Origin of the sequence: Levilactobacillus enshiensis, assembly GCF_007115095.1 — a bacterium.
Classification (GTDB): domain Bacteria; phylum Bacillota; class Bacilli; order Lactobacillales; family Lactobacillaceae; genus Levilactobacillus; species Levilactobacillus enshiensis.
In genome coordinates this window covers 89,937-109,881 of record NZ_SULH01000010.1, presented here as the reverse complement: position 1 = coordinate 109,881, position 19,945 = coordinate 89,937, and the positions used below count along the sequence as shown (strand labels likewise).

The following is a 19,945-nucleotide window of genomic DNA, read 5'->3' as shown; positions in this document are numbered from 1 at the left end:
GATGAAGAATTTGACTACTAAGAATCATCAAAAAGTTGTTTTAGTCGGTGACGGTGCCGTCGGCTCATCATATGCTTACTCAATGATGAACCAAGGTTTAGCCGAAGAATTCGTAATTGTGGATGTTATTAAGGAACGTACTGAAGGAGACGCCTTGGACCTTGAAGACGCCCAAGCCTTCACTGCTCCTAAGAAGGTTTACTCCGGTGACTACTCCGACTGCAAGGATGCAGACGTAGTTGTTATCACCGCTGGTGCCCCACAAAAGCCCGGCGAAACTCGTTTAGACTTGGTTAACAAGAACTTGAAGATCTTGTCTTCTATTGTTAAGCCAGTCGTTGATTCTGGTTTCGACGGTATCTTCGTTGTTGCTGCTAACCCAGTTGACATCTTAACTTACGCTACTTGGAAGTTCTCTGGTTTTCCAAAGGAACGTGTCATTGGTTCCGGGACTTCTTTGGACACTTCTCGTCTGCGGGTTGCCTTGGCTAAGAAGCTTGGTGGCATCGACCCTCGTAACGTTGAAGCTTACATCATGGGTGAACATGGTGACTCCGAATTCGCTGCCTACGACGAAGCAACTATCGGTTCCCGTCCATTGAAGGACGTTGCCAAGGAACACGGCTTAACCGATGACGACTTAGCTAAGATCGAAGACGACACGCGGAACAAAGCTTACGAAATCATCAACCGTAAGGGCGCAACCTTCTATGGTGTTGCAACCTGCTTGATGCGCATCACTAAGGCAATCTTGCGTGACGAAAATGCCATCTTACCAGTTGGTGCTGCATTGAACGGCGAATATGGCTTGGATGATATCTTTATTGGTACACCAGCCGTTATCAACGGTAGTGGTTTAGCTAGCGTTGTCGAAGTTCCTCTCTCCGACAAAGAAAAAGAATTAATGGCTAAGTCAGCTGAAACCTTGAAGAAGGTTACGAAGGACGGTTTAGCAGCCCTTTAATCAGTTAACTCAGTTCTAAAACGAATCGTCGTTACCTCCGGGTGGCGGCGATTTTTTTGGTGCGTGGAAAACGCTCCGGCTAAATTTGAGAGTGGAACCTCAGGCGGTTAGTTTGTGGCGCACGTTTCGGCACGATAATAGCAAAAATGCTGATTTTTAAGTTACGTCCCAGACTCATTGGAAACTGGCCGCGTTTCTTTCTATAACAGCCGCAGTGATCTTTTCTCGGTGCCAGAAGCAACATAGCCCTTCAACTACCTGTCAGTGATACCTATTCACCTCAATAATTATCTTTACTCAAATTAATTGTTTGCATCACCGATCATCGCTAGACCCCCACTCAGTCTGAAAGCAGCCCCCTTTTTGAAATTTATATTTTTTTATTTGGCCGCTGCTGACACCCCTAATATCAGCATTTCAATGGCCACCTCAGCCGCTACGAATAGTAGCACCACAGCTAAACCAGCAAAAGGCTAAAATTTCTTTGAGACCTGACCGAATAAGTTATGTAATCGTTAACACGGGTGCAACCAGATTGTCATTTAAGGTTGTTTGAAGTAAGCTTGAGGTATGCTATGAAGTGATAGTTAAGAATGACGACTTTTCCTCCACTGGCTATTTTTAGGAGGTCTCATGATGAAGAAACGAAAAGCCTTCGTGATCGGTCTTGCCACCGCCATTGTTGCGGTCGGGGCCATCTACGTTGGACAAGCTTTACACTACTCTTCGGCGCAGGTCTTCTTTAAGGATACTGAAATCGCCGGAGTTAACGTTGGCGGTAGCACCGCTAGTCAAGCCGCCACTAAATTGAAATCAGCTTTAAAGAATCAACAGCTGACCCTCAAAGATGGCAGCGAGACCGTCTCTACTTTCAAGACGCAGCAGGTTAACTTAAAAGTTACCTCGCAAACTGCTTTGAAACAGTTAATTGCCAAGCAAAACGTTTGGAGCTGGCCCGTTCACGTCACAACCGCGACCGCAGACAGCATCGAACTCAACGCTAGCAATGAAAATCAACAGAGCGTTCAGGCTCTCGCCAAACAAATTTCGACCAAGGCCAACAAAACCAGAACTGCTCCCACGGATGCCACGTTTACTTACCATGACGGTGAGTACGTGACGACCAAGGCACACACTGGTAATCAGCTTGACGCTGCTAAGGTTGCCAGGTCGATTACCCTTGCCATTGAAAAGGGCAGCACCACGGTCGACGTTTCCAACGATTACCTGAAACCTGATGTGACCACCAAGTCTGCTGCATTCAAGGCTGCCGAAAAGAAAGCCGAGAACATTACCAAGCAGACGTATACGTACAAGCTGAGCGGCCACAAGATCACGATCCCTGCAGCGACTCTGGCCAGTTGGCTCACGTTTAAGAACGGTAAGCTGACGACTAAGACTGACACGGTGAAGGATTACCTGACTAAACTCAGCAGTAAGTATGGCACCATTAACAAGACGCGGACCTTCAAGTCAACTAAGCGGGGCACGGTCAAAGTTAAGGCTGGGCTCTATGGTTGGAGCATTAAGGTTAAGTCTGAAACACCAACGCTTAGCAAATTGGTTCTTGCCGGCAAAGGCATGGACCGGACGCCAACGATTCAGGGTAGCGGCTACCACAACAGTGGAACCGATATCGGCAAGTCGTACGTCGAAGTTGATAAACAGAACCAACACATGTGGGTTTACAAGAACGGAAAAGTCGTCGTTTCCACCGACATTGTGACTGGCTTACCAACCACAGCGCACCACACCCCAACCGGTGTCTGGGTCATCTGGAGTAAACAGCGGAACACCACCCTGCGTGGGAAAAATGACAATGGCTCGAACTATGCTTCCAAAGTAAAATACTGGATGCCGATTGATGACACCGGTGTTGGGATTCACGATTCCCCATGGCAGCCTGAATACGGCGGCACGTGGTACAAGAAACACGGGTCACATGGCTGTGTCAACACACCACCTTCGAAGATCAAGTCGGTCTACGAAAATGTAAGTGTCGGTACACCCGTTATCGTCTTCTAATAGAACTCTAAAAAAGTTGCGGCGCCCCTTGGTGGGTGCCGCAACTTTTGTGTCGTTTTAGTTTAAGGCTAACCCGATCGCCAACAAGATAATGATCGCCACGAATGCGGCAACCGTCCAGTACAGCCATTTTTTCGTAATGATCGGCTTATCCTTTGGGTTCTGCGGTGTCTTCACGCGACCACCCTCCTCATCTGAAGCTTTCTCTCATTTTAACACGCTTTTACTGGAAAATGACTACCAGCGAACCGGGAAATATGGTATTATTAGGAAAGATTATTAGAAGTTTCTAATTTTAGGAGGTCGTCAGCTATGCTGCTAAAATCCCTAGTGAAACCGAAAGAACGGTTAGTTACGGTTCGCGAGGACGTTACCCTGGAACAAGCCTTAAAGGTCTTGGAAGATTCTGGTTATCGGTGTGTGCCGATTCTAGATGAAACCGGCCAGATTTTCCGGGGAAACATCTATAAAATGCACATTTATCGCCATAAATCCCGGGGCGGCGATATGCAGCTCCCGGTGACGTCATTACTGAAGAACGCGACGAAGTTCATTTCCGTTAACGCCGCTTTCTTCAACGTTTTCTTCTCCATCAAGGATTTACCTTACATTGCCGTGTTAGACGACAAAAATGCCTTTTATGGTATCTTGACACATACCCGCTTGATGGATATGCTTTCCCAATCTTGGAACGTCAACATTGGGAGTTATGTGATCACGGTGGTCTCCGCTGGTGAACGTGGTGATTTAGCCGGAATGGCCAAAATCATCACCAAGTACACGTCAATTGCCAGTGTGATCAGCCTAGATGCTCAGGAAGGTGAACTGGTTCACCGGACGATGTTCACCCTGCCCGCCGAAGTTGACGAGGAGAAGTTGGACCGCATCGTGAAGGCCCTCGAACGCAAGGAATTCCACGTTCCTGAAATCGAAGATCTTCGCCACGAAAACTAGTCAGCGAACGAAGAGTCCGGGATAAACCTCCCGGACTCTTTTTGCGTTTCGAACGTCTATGGCTGAAACGTGAAATCCAAGACAGTCAACTCCACTTAACCCCAATAGTCAAATTCAGACCGGAACTATTCATCTATCGGAGCGTCGTTCATGCTCACGGCCTAACCGCCTTTGGTTCCACTCTCTTTGTTTGCCCGGTCATCAACAAAAAAAGCCCAGCCAAAATCGCCAGACTTCTCAGTTATGATTTAGATTTACTCGCCAAAACAACCGCCATTTTTATACCGGTCATTTCAAGGCTACTGCTATGTACGTGGTGCCTTTTTCTTTTTTGACTTTTCCACCAACCCGATGCTAGTTGCGAGTGCGGCATCAACCGCCGCCATGGTCTTAACGTCCAAGTGGGTCACCTGATCCTTCAACCGCTGCTTGTCGATCGTCCGGATCTGTTCAAGCAAAATGACGGAATCCCGCTCAATTCCGGTTCGTGCCGCCGAGATGCCCACGTGCGTTGGCATCTTCGGTTTCTCGATCCGGGCGGTGATTGCCGCCACAATTACGGTTGGACTATAGTGATTTCCCACGTTGTTCTGGATAATTAAAACGGGGCGCATACCGCCCTGCTCCGAACCAACGACTGGTGAGAGGTCGGCAAAGAAAACGTCACCGCGTTTAACTTCAACACGGGCCATGGGCCGCCATCCCCTATCTACAAATCTTTGATTTTAAAATTAATGTTGCGTCCGTCGATACTGTGTTAAGCACCGTTCTGCTTCCTCTTCACACGGCGTAAATGCACGGGCAATATCCTGGTTAATGAGGGCCATCGCTTGGTACCCGACAATCAAGTCTAGTTTGCGGGCCGCTGCCGACCGCAGGGGAACCAACGCTTGATGTCGATCCCTGCGGGGGATGTGTAACCGTAAATGTGGTCGTTCTAATTGTTGAGAACGGATCATGATAACCCTCCTAAAATGTTAATTACTCTCGACTAATATACAGTTTACCACGAAACGCGCATTCCGAACACATTAACTGGTGTAAATTAATTGCGATAGTAACGAGGTAGACGGCTTGTGAAACCACAAGCAATCTCATAATGAATCGTCCCACAGTAATCGGCAATATCTTGTAAACTAATCGTCGCATCACCGTCTTGACCGACTAGTGTGACCTTAGTTCCCCGGTGATACTCTTTTGGCAGACGAACCATCAATTGGTCCATGCAGACCCGACCGATAATTTCACAAGTTTGACCATCTACCAAGACGTGAAACCCTTGTAAACGGCGTTCGTAACCATCTGCGTAGCCAATGGGAACGGTTCCCACCCATTCGGCTTGTTGAGCGGTATAGGTTGCCCCATAGCTCACGGAATCGCCAGGTTGTAACTCTTTGCAGTGGACCAGTTGGCTCGTCAAACTCATGGCTGGTTGTAAAGGATACGGTTCTGAGATTGCCGTTCCAGAAGGATTCAACCCATACCCCGCGACACCAAAGCGTACCAGGTTATCGTTGCAGGCCGCATGCCAGAGACTCGTTGCAGAGTTCGACACGTGCACGTACCGGGGCCGTTTTTCCAGTGAACCGACTAATTTCTGCCAGTTAGCGAGCTGTTTTTTGAAATAAGTGTCATCAGGATCATCCGCCGTTGAGAAGTGCGTGAAGATTCCTTCAAACAAAAAGTGGTCAGCATTCGACCCCATAAAATCGATTCCCGCTTTCAAACTGGCTGGCGTTCGAAAGCCAATACGGCCCATTCCGGTATCCAATCCCAGATGAACGCGTAGGGGCTGGTCTTCTTTGGCCAACGCCAAATACCGGTCGGCGTCGATCAACCAATCAGTCGCCGCAACCGTCGCCGAGATCTTCTCACGTGCCATTAACGGGGCATCGGCTGGTTCTGTAACCCCCAAAATCAAGATGGGTTCGTTAAAACCCGCTGCCCGTAACTCCAAGGCCTCATCTAAAATGGCAACACAAAAACCGCTGGCACCAGCATCCTTGGCGGCCTGCGCCACCTGAACAGCCCCGTGGCCGTAGCCATTTGCTTTAACTACCATAAACAACTCACAGTCACCGTCTAACCGGTTGACCTCTGCACGAATATTCTCCCGTAGCGCCTGGCGATCAATCACCAATTGCGTTGGCCGATGTACCCCAACTACCATTACAATTTCCCTCTTTCTAGGATGACCTGCGTCATGACCAGCGTGGCCGTATGTGAAATGGACACGTGGGCAATTCCCCCAAATGGCTGGCGGAGCACCACGGGTCTACCGACAGCGTCATCGCGAATCTCAACGTCTTGAAAGCCAACCCGTTTACCGATTCCGGTCCCCATGGCCTTCCCGTAGGATTCTTTTGCCGACCACCGACCAGCAATGAATTCGACTGCGCGTTGACCACTCAAATGCTGGTAATCGGCCAACTCTCCTGGCGTTAAAACCTTCGTCAGAAACTGAGGTTGGCGTTCGACCACCTCTGCCACACGTGCGAGGTCCGTAATATCAATGCCGGTTCCGTAGATCATGGTGTTCACCTCTCCTATAATGTCTAGCTAATATTTTAGCACAGCAAACGTCCTTACAGTTGACCAACTTACTGGTTACGGCAAAACATAACCTAAACTAAAACAATCGGTTGACGCCACCCTGCTTTAGTCATCTGGATTGCACTACCCAACAGAAAAGAGAGACGAGCTCACCGTCTCGTCTCTCCCATTTATGTCAGGTTTAATGGTGGGTCACGGTCGCGCGTAGCCGAAGCTGTGCCGCCACTGGACTGCTAGTGGGCATCGCGTCAGCCGGTAAAACCTGTACCTGACCACCTAGCTTGCTGACAATCAGCGCCAGGTCGTTGTAGAGGTTATTCTGCCGGCTGAGGGCCGTCGTCGTCATGATCTCACCCTTTTGTGCCAGATGTCCCGGTTGAAAGGCATCGTCGCGCAACCATAATTTATCCAGCTGGCCTTGCACTGCAGCAGTCGCCAGTGGGCCCAGGTCCTGCACCACGCGCTCGCCTTGCCGGGCTTTGGCATACGCGTCTTTTCTAATGTGGGTGGCTTGCAGATGACGTTGGTCACTCACGTTGACCGTTAACGCCGCCAGGGTTTGGTTGGCTGCTGCTAAATTAGGGCCCTGAACGACTCTCACGGTAGCGTCCAAGTAAGCATTTTGCGACAGTTTTCGAAAGTTTCCCTGCTCACTGGCATTGGCAACTAAGATGAGTGGCACCTGATCCGCATTAGAATAATGTTGCGCAACGTAGGTATCGACCAGCATGAAATAGTTGCGTTGGTCAGCAGCCCGTGCTGAGTCTAACGATCCCGTGCCACTATAATGGGTGTGTTCGCCAGCAGACCGCTGCCAACGTCCCCGATCGCGTAATTCATCACCCAGCGCTTTTTCTAACGTATCCGGTGCATCCAGCGGTAAATTAACTAGCTCCGCACGGCCATTCCGAACCTGAGCCAGTTCAAACGCATCACGTCCCAATAGTAGTAGGTCATAATCACTGGTCTGGTCGCGAGCCTGTAAAATCGGCAGGACGTTAGGCTGATAAGTGACGGTAATCGTTGCTGATACCGGTGTATGCAGCCAGTAATGATAGCTCGCAGTTGGTCCCGCCATAATCAGCAGACCCGCGGCGCTTCCATTAGTCAACGGTCCGTGGCTAAAAGGGGCGAACGCTTCAGCGTAGGCTGCCCACGCTCTGTTGGGTGCAATCTCAGTCAACCGCTGCCGCCCAGCTTGAAGTAAACTTTTGAATTGGGTCCGGTCAGTCGCCGGAATCCCAGTAACGGGAAGGGTCATGGTGACAAATGGACCGGGCTTAGCGGCAAGCGTCAGTGCAGCGTGTAAGTCGAAGTTATTGGCCATGAATAATTCCTCCATTTCGGTTGTCATAAGTTTATTCGTATCAATTCGATAAGAGAATAATATCATGAAGCAGATCAGAATGCAACCAAATGTTTTTATCCAAAATACATTTATAGTGTGAATATAGTTGGTGAGAGCTGATTTAACGGGGGTTTGATACCTATTTTTGACGAACTGTTTTTGCAAATTTTCTGGTATTTAACGGCAATAAACCGCCACTTGGTGCGCGTCTCAGTCGAAATCACAGAATTTTGGCGACAGCGCTTAACACGAAAGACACTCCTGCTCGGCCGTTTTCCCTTTTACATTTGCTAAATTATTTACAGTTAGATTTGCTCTCGCCAGTAGATTCCGAGTCTGGCAGCCTCCGAAACGTGCGCCACAGGGCAACTCCCTCCGCTTAACCCCAATAAGCACCGGACCGAGTCCCTCGGTCGGGCACTTATTGACGTTAATGCTCAGGAGTTAACCGCCCTGCTCTGCACTCTTATCTCGAAAACGAGTTCCGCGAGGCAGGTTCCTGCGCTTAACACGAAAGGCACTCCTGCTCGGCCTTGCCGAACAGGAGTGCCTTTCCCGTTAATGCTCAGAACCTAAGCGCCTCGCTCCACTCTCTATATACAAAAAGCCCTCACCCAATGCCATGAGTGAGGACCCTTCTAATCAATTTTAGTTAAAACTAGTCTTTCTTCCGAATGGTGAAGCCGCGGCTGCCACCTTCGTTACGCCGACCACCGTTGCCGCCGTTGCTACGACGATTCCGGTTATCGCCATGACTACGTGAGTCATGCGAATCATGATTGCGTGAATCGTGAGAGCGTGAGCCACCACGACTGCCGCCACGTGAATCGTTGCTCCGATGACCACGGTAACCGCCGCCATTGCCACCACGTCGGTTGCCACCACCATGATGGTAGCCGCCACCGCCATGACGCTTAGCACCGCGTTTAGGCAGTGGGCGTTCTGGTGTGATCTTAACGGGAACTTGGTTGCTGTCATCCTTAGTTAAGTCGTTCAAAAGAGCGGCAACTAAATCTTCGGCATCAAATTCACTCAGCAGGCCTTCAGCCGTCTTCGCAAACTTTTCGGTATCCGTCTTGTTAACCAATTCGGTAACCTTTTCCTTAGCTGCGCCTAATTGGCTCACTAAAGCTTCTTCATCCGAAGGTGGCTTCAAAGGCAGCATCCGCACCTTCGTCAGCTTTTCGATTTCACGCAAGTAATCCATTTCGTTAGGTGTTACAAAAGTCATGGAAACACCATGCTTCCCGGCACGACCAGTACGGCCGACACGGTGAACGTAACTATCTGGATCTTGTGGAATATCGTAGTTGTAAACGTGGGTCACGTCGTTAATGTCAATCCCACGGGCAGCCACATCGGTTGCGACCAGGATATCCAATTGACCATGGCGGAATTCGTTCATGATTTGAGTCCGACGCTTTTGCGTCAAATCACCATGAATACCGGCAGCGTTATAACCACGGGCTTGTAACCCACTGGAAATTTCGTCGACCCGGCGCTTCGTCCGTGTAAAGACAATGGTCAAGTCTGGGGATTGAACGTCGAAGAAACGCGTCATCACATCAAACTTTTCAAAGTCACGAGAACGGACGTAGAATTGATCGATCAAGTCGGTCGTTAATTCCTTAGCCTTGATCTTCACGTGCTTAGGATCCTTCATGAATTGAACACCGACCCGCTTAATTTCGGGTGGCATCGTTGCGGAGAAGAGCATCGTTTGACGTTCTTCTGGCAATTGCTTGATGATGTCTTCAATATCATCCAAGAAACCCATGTTTAACATTTCGTCGGCTTCATCCAAAACTAACATTTGAACGTGGTCGAGCTTCAACGTGTGACGACGAATATGATCCAATAAACGACCCGGGGTCCCAACAACCACTTGCGGGTGGTTCTTTAAGGATTTGATTTGACGACGAATATCAGCCCCACCGTAAACGACTTGGACGTTAGCCCGTTCGTTCCGGCCTAATTTATAAATTTCTTCTTGGGTTTGAATAGCGAGTTCCCGCGTTGGAGAAACCACCAACGCCTGAACATTTTCGTTACTCTTATCAATCTTTTCCAAGATAGGTAAGGCGAAGGCCGCAGTCTTCCCAGTCCCGGTTTGGGCTTGTCCAATGACATCTTGACCAGCCAAAACCATGGGGATTGTCTCGGCTTGAATTGGGGTCGCTTCCTCGTAACCTGCTGTCGTAACTGCTTTCAGTAGGTCATCGGAAAGACCCAGTTCTTTAAACTTCAAAAATAATTTCCTCCTAAATGAGTACGTCGCCCTAGTGCCTCGTGAGACTCGGAAAAAATCCGTTTTCCTTGACACGACTTACGATTGGCTAGGGCGGGGTAAATTTCGTTCTTAAAATACAACTAAGCCATCATACAACGTGAAAACAAAATAAGCAACTCCCACGACTCGTGGAAGTTGCCTCGTTTTCATTTTAATTTTCAGAAGAATCCTGTAACGCCGCTAAAACTTGCTCTAAATGAATCCCGTGGGACCCCTTTAATAAAATTTGGTCATCTGCAGAAAGTTGACCCTGTAAATCTGCCGTAAGCGTTACCAGGTCATCCGCGGCAAAATGCGACACCGGTAAGTCTGGGGCTTGCTTAGCCAAAGCGTCTTGCAGAGCGACCATGTGGGGCCCAACCAGATAGACGTGACTGATTTTGGTCGGATCAATAGCACTGGCTAGACCGGCATGCATGGCATCGGCTTGATCACCTAGTTCCAGCATGTCCCCTAGCACCACGTACCGCTTTCCGGTTACGGGGGTCTTGGAGAATGCTGCCAGGACTTCCTTGACGGCGGTTGGGTTGGAGTTATAGACGTCGCTCAAAATAGCCGCACCCGTATTACTCTTGACCCACTCCGCCCGGTTCTCGGTCAACGGTACGGTTGCCAAGGCCCGTTTGGCACTCTCAGGCCGGATGCGATAGGCATTGGCCACCGTCAACGCTGCCAAGGCGTTATTGACGTTGTAGGTCCCAATCATAGGAATCGTGAAGGTGATCTCCGGCCATTCGTTGGTGCTAAAGCTGGTCGCAGTCGCCGTGCCGGCAACGTTGGTCGCGAACAAATCATTGTCATCGTGCTGACCAAACGTAAGCCGTTGCTGATTCAGTGCCGTCGCCCGTTCACGCAGCAACGGTTCATCTCCATTGTAAACGAAGATGCCATCGTCGCTCAGGCCATGCGTAATTTCAAACTTAGCATCCGCAATCTTATCCCGGGTGCCAAAGAATTCAATGTGGGCTTCCCCAATCATGGTCACCACGGCAAGGTCCGGCCGCACCAACTGACTCAAAAAGTTCAACTGCCCTGGTCGATCCATCCCCATTTCAACGACCAACATTTCGGTGTTCGGTTCCATGGACAGAACGGTCATGGGCACGCCAATTTCATTATTGAAGTTGGCGTGCGTCTTCGTCACGTTAAATTGCGTTGCCAAAACGGCAGCAATCATATCTTTGGTGGTCGTCTTCCCATTGCTCCCCGTAATGGCAACGACCCGTGGATTAATTTTAGTTAAATAGTACTGCGCCAAGGCCTGCAATGCCTTTAATGAATCAGCGACCTGAATTACCGGAAAATCTGCCGGTGCCGTTGCTAAATCGCGAGCCCACAATGTGGCCGCGGCGCCGTGGTCGATCGCCGATTGAATAAACTGGTGACCATCTTGTTCGCCAGTCAACGGAATAAAGAGCCCCCCCGGCTGGAGGTGCCGACTGTCAAACGCAACGCTAGTCACGCTGACATCGCTCCATTGTTCAAAATCATTGATTGCTCCCACTGCATGAGCAATTTCAGCAAGCTGCATTTTCATGTTTTCTGCTCCTAATTTTCGGGCATCCCCTCATGGTAACGTCCGGTTTCAAGTTGGCTCATCACGCGATTAGTCGACCGAATGATGACTGCCAAATAAATTCTGATTTTTATTATACCATGGATTGTCGGTGTCATTCTTAAATCCACCGGAAAAACTAGGCAATCCCACTCAACGGCCCCGCCAATTTAATGCGACCAACTTGATTAAATCAGCGGTCCTAAGCCAGTACCGCCCCACTAAAAAAGCCATGGTCGCCACTACGCAATTTCGTAGGAACACCACAGCTAAGTTTTTTAGATTAAATCTGCGACATCACTAAAGACTTGATTATCGTGAATTCCCAAAGCCCACTCACGGGTCGTCAAATCGTATCGGAGACTCGCAACTTCACGCGAATCGGCGTAAACCTCTTCTTGCGTGTACCACGTCGCCTGTCGTTCAGGATGCGTGATGGCCCGTACAGGAATTACGTAGATTCGATGTCGTTCAACTAACTGATCAAACGCAATAATCATCCCATCGAGAAGTCCCTGCGTTAACTGCAGGAGGATCTCATTGGGAACATCGCTAATGGCCAAAGGCCGGGCAAAGACCCACCGGTTGTTATGCATCGCGCGTAAGTGCCGCTTGATGCTCACTTCAAGCACGTGGTCAAAGTCATTTAGGTGACGATAATACGTTTTGTAAAACCCATCGCGAAGCGTTAAATAAGCATACTCATTTTGCAGCTTGGCATAAAATGGTGTCCGAATGTGCGTTTCCATGTGTGCCAAATACAAAAGCTCCGCAATTTCACCCGGCAATAAAAAGTCGAGATCATCACCATGAGCGTAATCTAGCCACTTGACAGCATGTTCGTGTTTGCCTAACAGATACCGACGAATCTGTGCCTGGCCCGTGATTGTCTGGAGCCGCGTGTGCGGGTTAATTTCCACATCGCTGCCGGACTCATCATTCAATAAAAGAAGCTGATTAGGTATTGCCGGAATACCATTCAAAAAATCAGCGGGTGAAATGCCCAACGAATAAATCATGTTCGTCACGGGCTCTAAACTTAAATAGACAAAATTTCCGCGCATGCTCTTACACTCTTTCCCCTAGTCTCAAAGTTAATTGTACTACGAAACGTCGGTAAGTCACTTACTATTTTTTTACATTTTTTCGAGCCGCGCAATCCGGTCAGCAATTGGCGGATGAGTCGCAAATAGGTCGGCAAATTTCTGACGCTTCTTAAAGGGATCACTGATGTATAACGCCGAACTGCTCGGATCAGCGGCCGTCATGGGGTCGCTATCGTCAATCTTCTTCAACGCATTGATCAGGCCTTGCGGATTACGCGTCAATTCCACGCTGGAAGCATCCGCCAAGTACTCCCGATTTCGCGAAAGTGCCATCTGGGCAATACTTGCCGCTAACGGTGCCAGAATGATCAGGAAAATTGAAATCACTAACCCAATCACGTTGCCACCAGAGTCCCGATCGTCATCGCGGCGTCGACCACCACCCCACCAGAACCAGTTGCTAGCAAAGTTGACTAGCAACCCGATTGCCGCAGAGAGGGCCAACGCAATCGTCTGTAAGCGAATGTCATAGTTCCTAACGTGCGACATTTCATGGCCGATCACCCCTTCAAGCTCTTCACGGGTCAACCGGTCCAAAATTCCGGTGGTCACTGCCACCGCCGCATGCTGGGGGTCGTTTCCCGTTGCAAAAGCATTGGGACTGGCATCCTCAATAATAAAGACGCGGGGCATCGGGACTTGGGCAACCAGTGCCATATCTTCAATTAAATGCCATAGTTGCGGTGCCTGCTGGACATCGGTGATTTCTCGCGCATGATTCATGCTCATCACGACATTCGTTGACTGACTGATCATGATCAACATGTACACCACAGCCACCACAGCTGCAATGACGGTCCCGGACACCCAACTATTCCAGAAGAGATAGCCCAGTGCCGCACCGATGGCCAAGACCAGGACGCCGAAGCCGAACATCACGTAGCCGGTCCGCCGTTTATTCATGGCAATTTGGTCATATAACATGTTATCGCCTACTTATTATCTTGATTAAAATCGTCAAAGTTAACCTTAGGCGCCACCTTTTCCTCTTCAGGAACCTTCAGGTAGTCGCTCTCTTGGAAATGATGAATCTTAGCAACGATGTTACTTGGGAACGACTGAATCTTCATTGTCAGGTTAGCCACAGAACTGTTGTACAGCTGCCGGGAATAAGCAATTTTATTTTCTGTGTTGGTCAACTCTTCCATTAATTGCGTAAACTGCGTGTTGGCCTTTAAATCTGGATAATTTTCAGACAACGCAAACAGGGAACGCAACGTTGTGGATAGTTGATTAGAAACTTCCATGGTTTGCTGATGATCATCAGCTGGAACAGCCGTCAATTGGTTCCGTAGTTCAACCACCTTTTTTAAGGTTGACTGCTCATAGTTGGCATACCCCTTAGTCGTTGAAACCAGGTTTGGAATTAAATCATTTCGTCGTTTCAGTTGAACATCGATTTGGCTCCATGCTTCTTGGACGTGTGTTCTGGTCCGAATCAAGCCGTTATAAGAACTAATGTACCAAACGACCAGTAGGGCCACAATCACGATTAAAATAATTGCAATCATAGACACTCTCCTCCTATTTTTTCTGGTAAACTCATCATAGCAAAAGGTTTCGTCAGACTCCAGTAACAACGCCCGACTTAACCATTAATTAGGAGGTTACCCCATGCAACACATTCTCTTTGTTTGTCTTGGTAATATTTGCCGCTCCCCTATGGCCGAAGCGATCTTTAACGACCTGATCGAAAAACGACAGCTCACCGACAAATTCACCACGGCTTCCGTTGCCACCAGTCCCGAAGAAGAAGGCAACCATCCCCATCCCGGTGCGCTCAAGGTCCTTCGTGCACACGGTTTAGATGCCAGTCAGCACCGGTCACGTCCCATTACGGCCGCAGACTTTGCCTGGGCCGACACCATCATTACGATGGACCACAGCAATGTGCTGAATTTACAACGTCTAGCCCCCACTGCGGCCGACCGTGCCAAGGTCAAGCTCTGCTTAGACATCTTACCCGGACGAACGGGCGAGGCCATCGATGACCCCTGGTACACCCACAAGTTTGCGCTAACCTACCAGGAACTCGCAACGGCTTTGCCTGCTTGGTTGGACGAACTGAACGCTGATTGATCAGCTGGGAGCCAATCCTTATTTTAACCGCAATTTTACAACTACCGTCATGTGTGCAGGAGAACTGCGCACATGACGGTAGCTTTTTCACTGCTCGTCACTTTAAAATGGGGATCACTTAGTGTCGGGTGTGTTTAGCAACGACCATCGGACCTCCCCGGTATAGACGCCTGCCACGGCGGCCCCAGAGATGTGAAGGCGAAAGCCCTGCTGCGAATCACCAGTAGGTTGGCCAAAGACGGTCACGGATGCGTTGCCTTTGTTAGTATGCGTCAAAACAATCTTTGGCGCCGCTGTCAATATTTGACTATCCTGTCCCGCCTGATAGATGAGCTCGCCCGCTAACTTTCGCCCCGTCTGCTTTTCCATCAGGGGTGCTACTTGCGCCTGTAATTGCCAGCTACCGTTGGGCCGACTATCCGCTATTTTCAGTGAAAATCCAGATTCAGCCATCAGATTTTGCGCTTGTCCGGTTAACTGGCCCACAAAGTTTAATGGACCAGCTGGCCCCACAAACTGGGCTCCCTCATTTTCAGAATCTCCAATCTCTATCGGTACTAGCGTTACTATTAATGGTAAGGACTGCAGACCATCTTTAGCAACTACCGTTAACTTTAGCTCATTTTCCCCCGGACGTAACGTATTCGGCGGTAAAACGTATTGAAACGTCTTTTCAGCATCGGCGTCACTGAGAAAGTGGGCCACTTGGGGGCCGTCATTCAACTGGCTGACTAACTTTAAATCTGAGTTTCGGTACTGACCATGTTGGACGTCCACTTGGCCTTTTAAGCGAATCTCCTGTTGATTATCGACTAGCGCTCCCGTTGGCGTTAACAATTTTAATGATAAACGTGGTACCGCAACGCTAAAATCCGGTGTCGCCGCTGTAGCGATCGCTTCATCCCCCGCAAATGTACTGGTCGTCGCGGTAACGGCACCGCTTTTGTTCTGGACCTTACCCGTGAATGAGAGCGTGACCCGCGGATTTTGCTTGGACAAGGCTTGTCCAAGCTGATGACTGACTTTGCCGGTGTCGAAGGCTGGTGCAGACACCCGATCTTGACTACCATCCGCGTTCGTAATGGTTACAGCGCTAAAATCTATTCCCGTGGGCAACTTAATCTGGGCCGCGATATGGTGCCAATCAACGTTGCCCCTCAAATAGTGCAACTGATAATTCAATTGAAGCGGTGTTCCCGGTGTCACCTCGTCCCCCTCTGTAACCGGATGGCCCTCACTGGTCATGGTCGCCGTTGCCGTGCTGGTCACTAGATCCGGAACTTGTTCCATCACCACTAAGTTATTCTCAGCCAGCTGCCCCGTTGCGCCGGTAAATCCCCACCTGACTAACCCATCTTTGCCCGGTGCAAGTTTGCTTTTCACAATGGTGGTCGTGTTCTGAACAGCCGAACGACCGCTACCGGTTGCATCTGGTTCCTGATCATCAAATCGGTACGTCATTTGTCCCGTCGGCGCCTCCGCCGATGCTGTCTCATAAGTTAACGTCAAATGGTGCCAATGACCGTTCGACAAGAATCCGTAGTCGGGACGGTGCGTCGGCATGAGCACCGCCCCCTCGTTACTAGGCAGCACCCCGTCATGCTGTATTGATGCTGAGAATAGCGTTGGTAAAAACCATGATTGCGTCACCGCATGCGGGTAATAAGTACTGGGATCTCCCGGATAGTTAGCCGCAATGTGGGGCCCCAGTAAAGAGGCATCAGGTGTGCCCAAATCAAATGAGTTACCGGTTTCTGAGTCGCTGGTCACACTGGCTTGATTCAATCGCGTATCGAACTCCAGCGCCCAACTGTTTTGAATTGCCGTTGCTGCAACGTGGCTTTGTAAGCTGGCTCCGTTGGCCTGATGCTGGTCATCGTCGACCCCCCACACGCCCAGCGTCTCGGTTTGGATTTGATGTGGCTCCATGCTCGGCAGCTGTGTGATTGCCTTAGCACCATGCGCATCGTTTTGCAGAACAAAGGCCATTCCATCCCCAGCCCGACTAAATTGATTGCCAAAATACAACCACATCGACAACTTTTGGTCATGATTCAGATCAAACCTGTGATCCACCTCGGCATTAGCCTTCGACCAAATCGCGCTCGCTTGATAAACATCATTTGTGACGCGCACCACATCAGTGTCGTTCGTCCCTTGATGTTCGTCGACCCCCGGACTTCCTAAATAGGAATCGCTCGACTGAAAGTAGGTCTTCACATGAATTCCTTGCGGCGCGTCTTTCACCGCTGCCGCAAAATCTTCCTTCATCTCGATAGTCGATGCCCATGCAGGAAGATCCGTCGAAACCAGCGACCACCCCATAACGGCACTCATCAATCCGTAAACCAGATACCTAAGCATCAATAACTCCTTTCTGGTCGGGGCTAGTCGGTAGCCTTTTATTACATTCGTTATATTACGCTACGTACAATAATAACACCCCGTACTATCTAAAATTTAGTATAGCACATTAACTAGACTGTGATTATTAAATGCTTTATAACGTGAGTCCCACAACTATTTCCCTTCAATATATTGTTCCCACCTTTTGCAGGAAAATATAAATTTAAAAATTGTAAGTGGCGTCAACTCACCTTGGATGCACAAAAAGGGAGTGGGCCATCAGGCGGTTAGTTTGCGCGCATTACCGTGAGAACCGGGATTATGCCTGATCTTGGCGTAATTTCTGTCCTCGGGTTAAGCGCAACAAACTGCCTGGTGGCGCACGTTTCGACACGATAATAGCAAAAAAAGCATTTTCAGAAGGTGCGTACCTTCTGAAAATGCTTTTTTTTGAGCGATGGCCCAGACTCTTATTCGCCATCAATTAACGTCCAAGTCACATCACTACTATAAGTTCCAGCTGTCGCACCACCGTTAACTTCGAGAAAAATCCCGGCGTTCTCATTCCAATCACTGGCCACGTCAATTGGCGTTGTGGCACCATCGTTATTGGTATGACTGGTGATCAGCGTCCCCGTTGCCCCCAGCGGTTGCATGGCTTCATTTGTTTTATAAACTAACGAACCCGATAATTCTTTGTCACCATCAACTAACGGCGTGGCCGTTGCCATTAATTTCCACGAACTTCCCTTCCCCCGAGTGTCATTGACGTTGACCTTCCAAGGTGTTGTGGGGGCGACCTGCTGTTCATTACCGGTTAAGGCAGCCGTGTAATTCACATTTTCGCCGATGGTTCCAAAGTCGAGCTTGCCCGCCTGATAATCCAGTTTAGTCACCACTTCATTGGAAACATCGTGTAAGGAGTCCGTGGCGTAAAGGGTGATGACATTCTCACCTGGCTGTAGATCTGTGAGCGCCACTGGGTACGTAAACCCACTCGTTGCCTGTCCTGCCGTTATTTTAACGCTAGCCGCTGCCTTCCCGTTGATGGTTGGGTGCAGGGTCACATCGCTGGCCGTTCCCCCCAGAATGGTGACCTTGCCAGATACGGTCGCGTCTGCCGCCGTCTGAACTGGTTTCGCGGTCGCACTGGCACTATCTCCGGTTAAGGCTAACGTCATACTTGAATTGACGGACACCACGTTGAACCCATCGACATTGGCCGTTGTAATGGCATTACTCCCGACAAAATTGCTGGTGGTGCTGGCCACCACTGTCGTTCCTGCACTGCCACTATGACTTGCCCGACCATTCAACGTAATCTTAGCCGTTGGATTATCAGTAGACAGGTCATCTTTCAACGTAAATGACAACTCTTGACCGCTCAGAGCGCTCACTGGAATTGGCTGCGTGTCCCCATTAGCGTAAGTCACGGTACCAATATGACCGGCATCGTCACCACCAAAACTCACATTCGCTGGCAATTTTAGTTTGGCAACAATATTCTGCCAATTTTGCGATCCCCCACTATAGGTCAGGTCGTAGTCTAACTTCAGATGGTCCCCGGCATAAACGGTCGTCCCATCAGTAACTGCCTGCTCCAGTGTCGTATCAGTAAGCGTCGCCGTTGACTCACTGTTCACCAGCCCAGGGAGCTTTTCAAAAATCACCATATTGGTTTCACTAGCCGTCCCAGTTGACGATGTGAACCCCCAGCGGACAAATCCTGTATGATCCGGATCAATAATGTTAGGGTCGACCGCAACGGTCTGACTCTGTCCCGACTGGGGTTTCCCGGTGGATGGATTCTTATCGTCGTAAATATACGTCATCGTTTTCTTTTCAGCGTTCCATTTCAGCGTCAGGTGATGCCACTTTCCATTGGTCATTAAATTATTATTTGAAGAGGCAATTAATCCCTTGTGATCCAGAACGGCATAGTAAGCCGGACTGCTTGTGGTTCCTGCATTACGTATCTGATAAGTCGCCGCTTGTGCTGGATAGTTCGATGCAATGTGCCCGTAAATATTTTGGTCAGCATCAAACGCGTTCATCACTGCCGGCGAGGCTACCGTAGCCTTATCTGTCTTTCTATTGGCATAGGTGTCAAATTCTAACGCCCAACTATTTTTAATCGCTGTCGCCACAAGTGAATCACTCAGTGGTGAGGTGTAATCCTGGTTAAATCCCCAAACTCCCAACGTCTCCCCACCAACGTTTGCTCCATTTAAAGATGTGGCACGGGCCTCCGTACCACGACCATCATTTTGCATCACAAAGGCCATCCCATCGCCAGAACTTGAGGATAAACCATCAAAAAACATCCACATGGATGCCGTCGCATTTTGACTCAATTTAATTTTAGTTGCGTCATTTGCCCAAATCCAGCTAACCTGATCGGTCTTATTGGTCAACTGTACGAGCTGTGTATCTGGTGTCTTGGGGTTCGTCGAATTAATCAAGCTGGCCGCGTTACCCGCTGTAAAGTTCGTATCAAAATAATTGGGGAGCGCTAACCCTTGCGGTGCAGAACTGATTGCCTGTTGCACCAGCCATGACTCCCCGTACGCGGGTGTCTGACGACTCAAACCAACACCAGCAACAACCATTGCTACTCCGAGCAATAACTTCTTCCACTTCATCTGCAACCTCTCCCCGAATAAGCGTTAAATGGCCGTCATCCGAAAATGACAGCTCACATACAGACACTATTCTAATTATCCAC

General features: G+C 49.3%; 16 protein-coding genes. 4 read left to right on the top strand and 12 right to left on the bottom strand.

Features of this window, described 5'->3' with window-relative positions:
• The first annotated feature begins 1 nt into the window (after position 1).
• The 3 genes from FAY32_RS10820 to cbpA all read left to right on the top strand — a co-directional run bounded on the left by FAY32_RS10820 (position 2) and on the right by cbpA (position 3,943).
• Positions 2-964, top strand: a complete 963-nt coding sequence (locus FAY32_RS10820) for an L-lactate dehydrogenase (RefSeq protein ID WP_143463448.1) — start codon at positions 2-4, stop codon at positions 962-964.
• Positions 965-1,600: 636 nt separating this feature from the next.
• Entirely contained in the window at positions 1,601-2,989 is a 1,389-nt protein-coding gene (locus FAY32_RS10815) for a L,D-transpeptidase family protein (RefSeq protein ID WP_143463447.1), read from the top strand.
• A gap of 312 nt (positions 2,990-3,301) precedes the next feature.
• Complete coding sequence (cbpA, locus tag FAY32_RS10810) at positions 3,302-3,943, top strand: cyclic di-AMP binding protein CbpA (protein WP_048732552.1); 642 nt, start codon at positions 3,302-3,304, stop codon at positions 3,941-3,943.
• A gap of 305 nt (positions 3,944-4,248) precedes the next feature.
• Here the strand turns inward: cbpA and FAY32_RS10805 are convergent, their stop codons facing one another.
• The 10 genes from FAY32_RS10805 to FAY32_RS10760 all read right to left on the bottom strand — a co-directional run bounded on the left by FAY32_RS10805 (position 4,249) and on the right by FAY32_RS10760 (position 14,306).
• Positions 4,249-4,635: a type II toxin-antitoxin system PemK/MazF family toxin gene (locus tag FAY32_RS10805; protein WP_048732554.1), complete on the bottom strand. Its 387-nt coding sequence runs from the start codon at positions 4,633-4,635 to the stop codon at positions 4,249-4,251.
• A 39-nt stretch (positions 4,636-4,674) separates the two neighbouring features.
• On the bottom strand, positions 4,675-4,902 hold the full coding sequence (locus FAY32_RS10800; protein ID WP_143463446.1) for a hypothetical protein: 228 nt from the start codon (positions 4,900-4,902) through the stop codon (positions 4,675-4,677).
• An 86-nt stretch (positions 4,903-4,988) separates the two neighbouring features.
• Complete coding sequence (alr, locus tag FAY32_RS10795) at positions 4,989-6,113, bottom strand: alanine racemase (protein WP_143463445.1); 1,125 nt, start codon at positions 6,111-6,113, stop codon at positions 4,989-4,991.
• Complete coding sequence (gene acpS, locus FAY32_RS10790; RefSeq protein ID WP_143463444.1) at positions 6,113-6,475, bottom strand: holo-ACP synthase; 363 nt, start codon at positions 6,473-6,475, stop codon at positions 6,113-6,115. Before acpS ends, alr begins: the two co-directional genes overlap by 1 nt.
• A gap of 202 nt (positions 6,476-6,677) precedes the next feature.
• A complete protein-coding gene (locus FAY32_RS10785) occupies positions 6,678-7,823 on the bottom strand; it encodes a baeRF6 domain-containing protein (protein ID WP_143463443.1) in 1,146 nt (381 codons plus the stop codon).
• A 679-nt stretch (positions 7,824-8,502) separates the two neighbouring features.
• Positions 8,503-10,092: a DEAD/DEAH box helicase gene (locus FAY32_RS10780; RefSeq protein WP_143463442.1), complete on the bottom strand. Its 1,590-nt coding sequence runs from the start codon at positions 10,090-10,092 to the stop codon at positions 8,503-8,505.
• Positions 10,093-10,285: 193 nt separating this feature from the next.
• A complete protein-coding gene (locus FAY32_RS10775) occupies positions 10,286-11,671 on the bottom strand; it encodes a UDP-N-acetylmuramoyl-tripeptide--D-alanyl-D-alanine ligase (protein WP_143463441.1) in 1,386 nt (461 codons plus the stop codon).
• 296 nt (positions 11,672-11,967) lie between these two features.
• Entirely contained in the window at positions 11,968-12,753 is a 786-nt protein-coding gene (locus FAY32_RS10770) for a hypothetical protein (RefSeq protein WP_143463440.1), read from the bottom strand.
• A 72-nt stretch (positions 12,754-12,825) separates the two neighbouring features.
• Positions 12,826-13,719: a zinc metalloprotease HtpX gene (gene htpX / locus FAY32_RS10765; RefSeq protein WP_143463439.1), complete on the bottom strand. Its 894-nt coding sequence runs from the start codon at positions 13,717-13,719 to the stop codon at positions 12,826-12,828.
• 8 nt (positions 13,720-13,727) lie between these two features.
• Positions 13,728-14,306 (bottom strand): LemA family protein, encoded by a 579-nt coding sequence (locus FAY32_RS10760; protein ID WP_143463438.1) that lies wholly within the window; start codon positions 14,304-14,306, stop codon positions 13,728-13,730.
• A gap of 103 nt (positions 14,307-14,409) precedes the next feature.
• Here FAY32_RS10760 and FAY32_RS10755 point away from each other — a divergent pair, with 103 nt between their 5' ends.
• Entirely contained in the window at positions 14,410-14,874 is a 465-nt protein-coding gene (locus tag FAY32_RS10755) for a low molecular weight protein-tyrosine-phosphatase (protein WP_143463437.1), read from the top strand.
• Between the two features lie 114 nt (positions 14,875-14,988).
• On the opposite strand, the gene FAY32_RS10750 is transcribed toward FAY32_RS10755, so the two are convergent.
• Both FAY32_RS10750 and FAY32_RS10745 read right to left on the bottom strand, forming a co-directional pair.
• Positions 14,989-17,238 carry an L-type lectin family protein gene (locus FAY32_RS10750; protein WP_143463436.1) on the bottom strand — a complete coding sequence of 750 codons (2,250 nt, stop codon included), beginning with the start codon at positions 17,236-17,238 and terminating at the stop codon, positions 14,989-14,991.
• A gap of 452 nt (positions 17,239-17,690) precedes the next feature.
• Positions 17,691-19,862 (bottom strand): lectin-like domain-containing protein, encoded by a 2,172-nt coding sequence (locus FAY32_RS10745; protein ID WP_143463435.1) that lies wholly within the window; start codon positions 19,860-19,862, stop codon positions 17,691-17,693.
• Between the last annotated feature and the right edge of the window lie 83 nt (positions 19,863-19,945).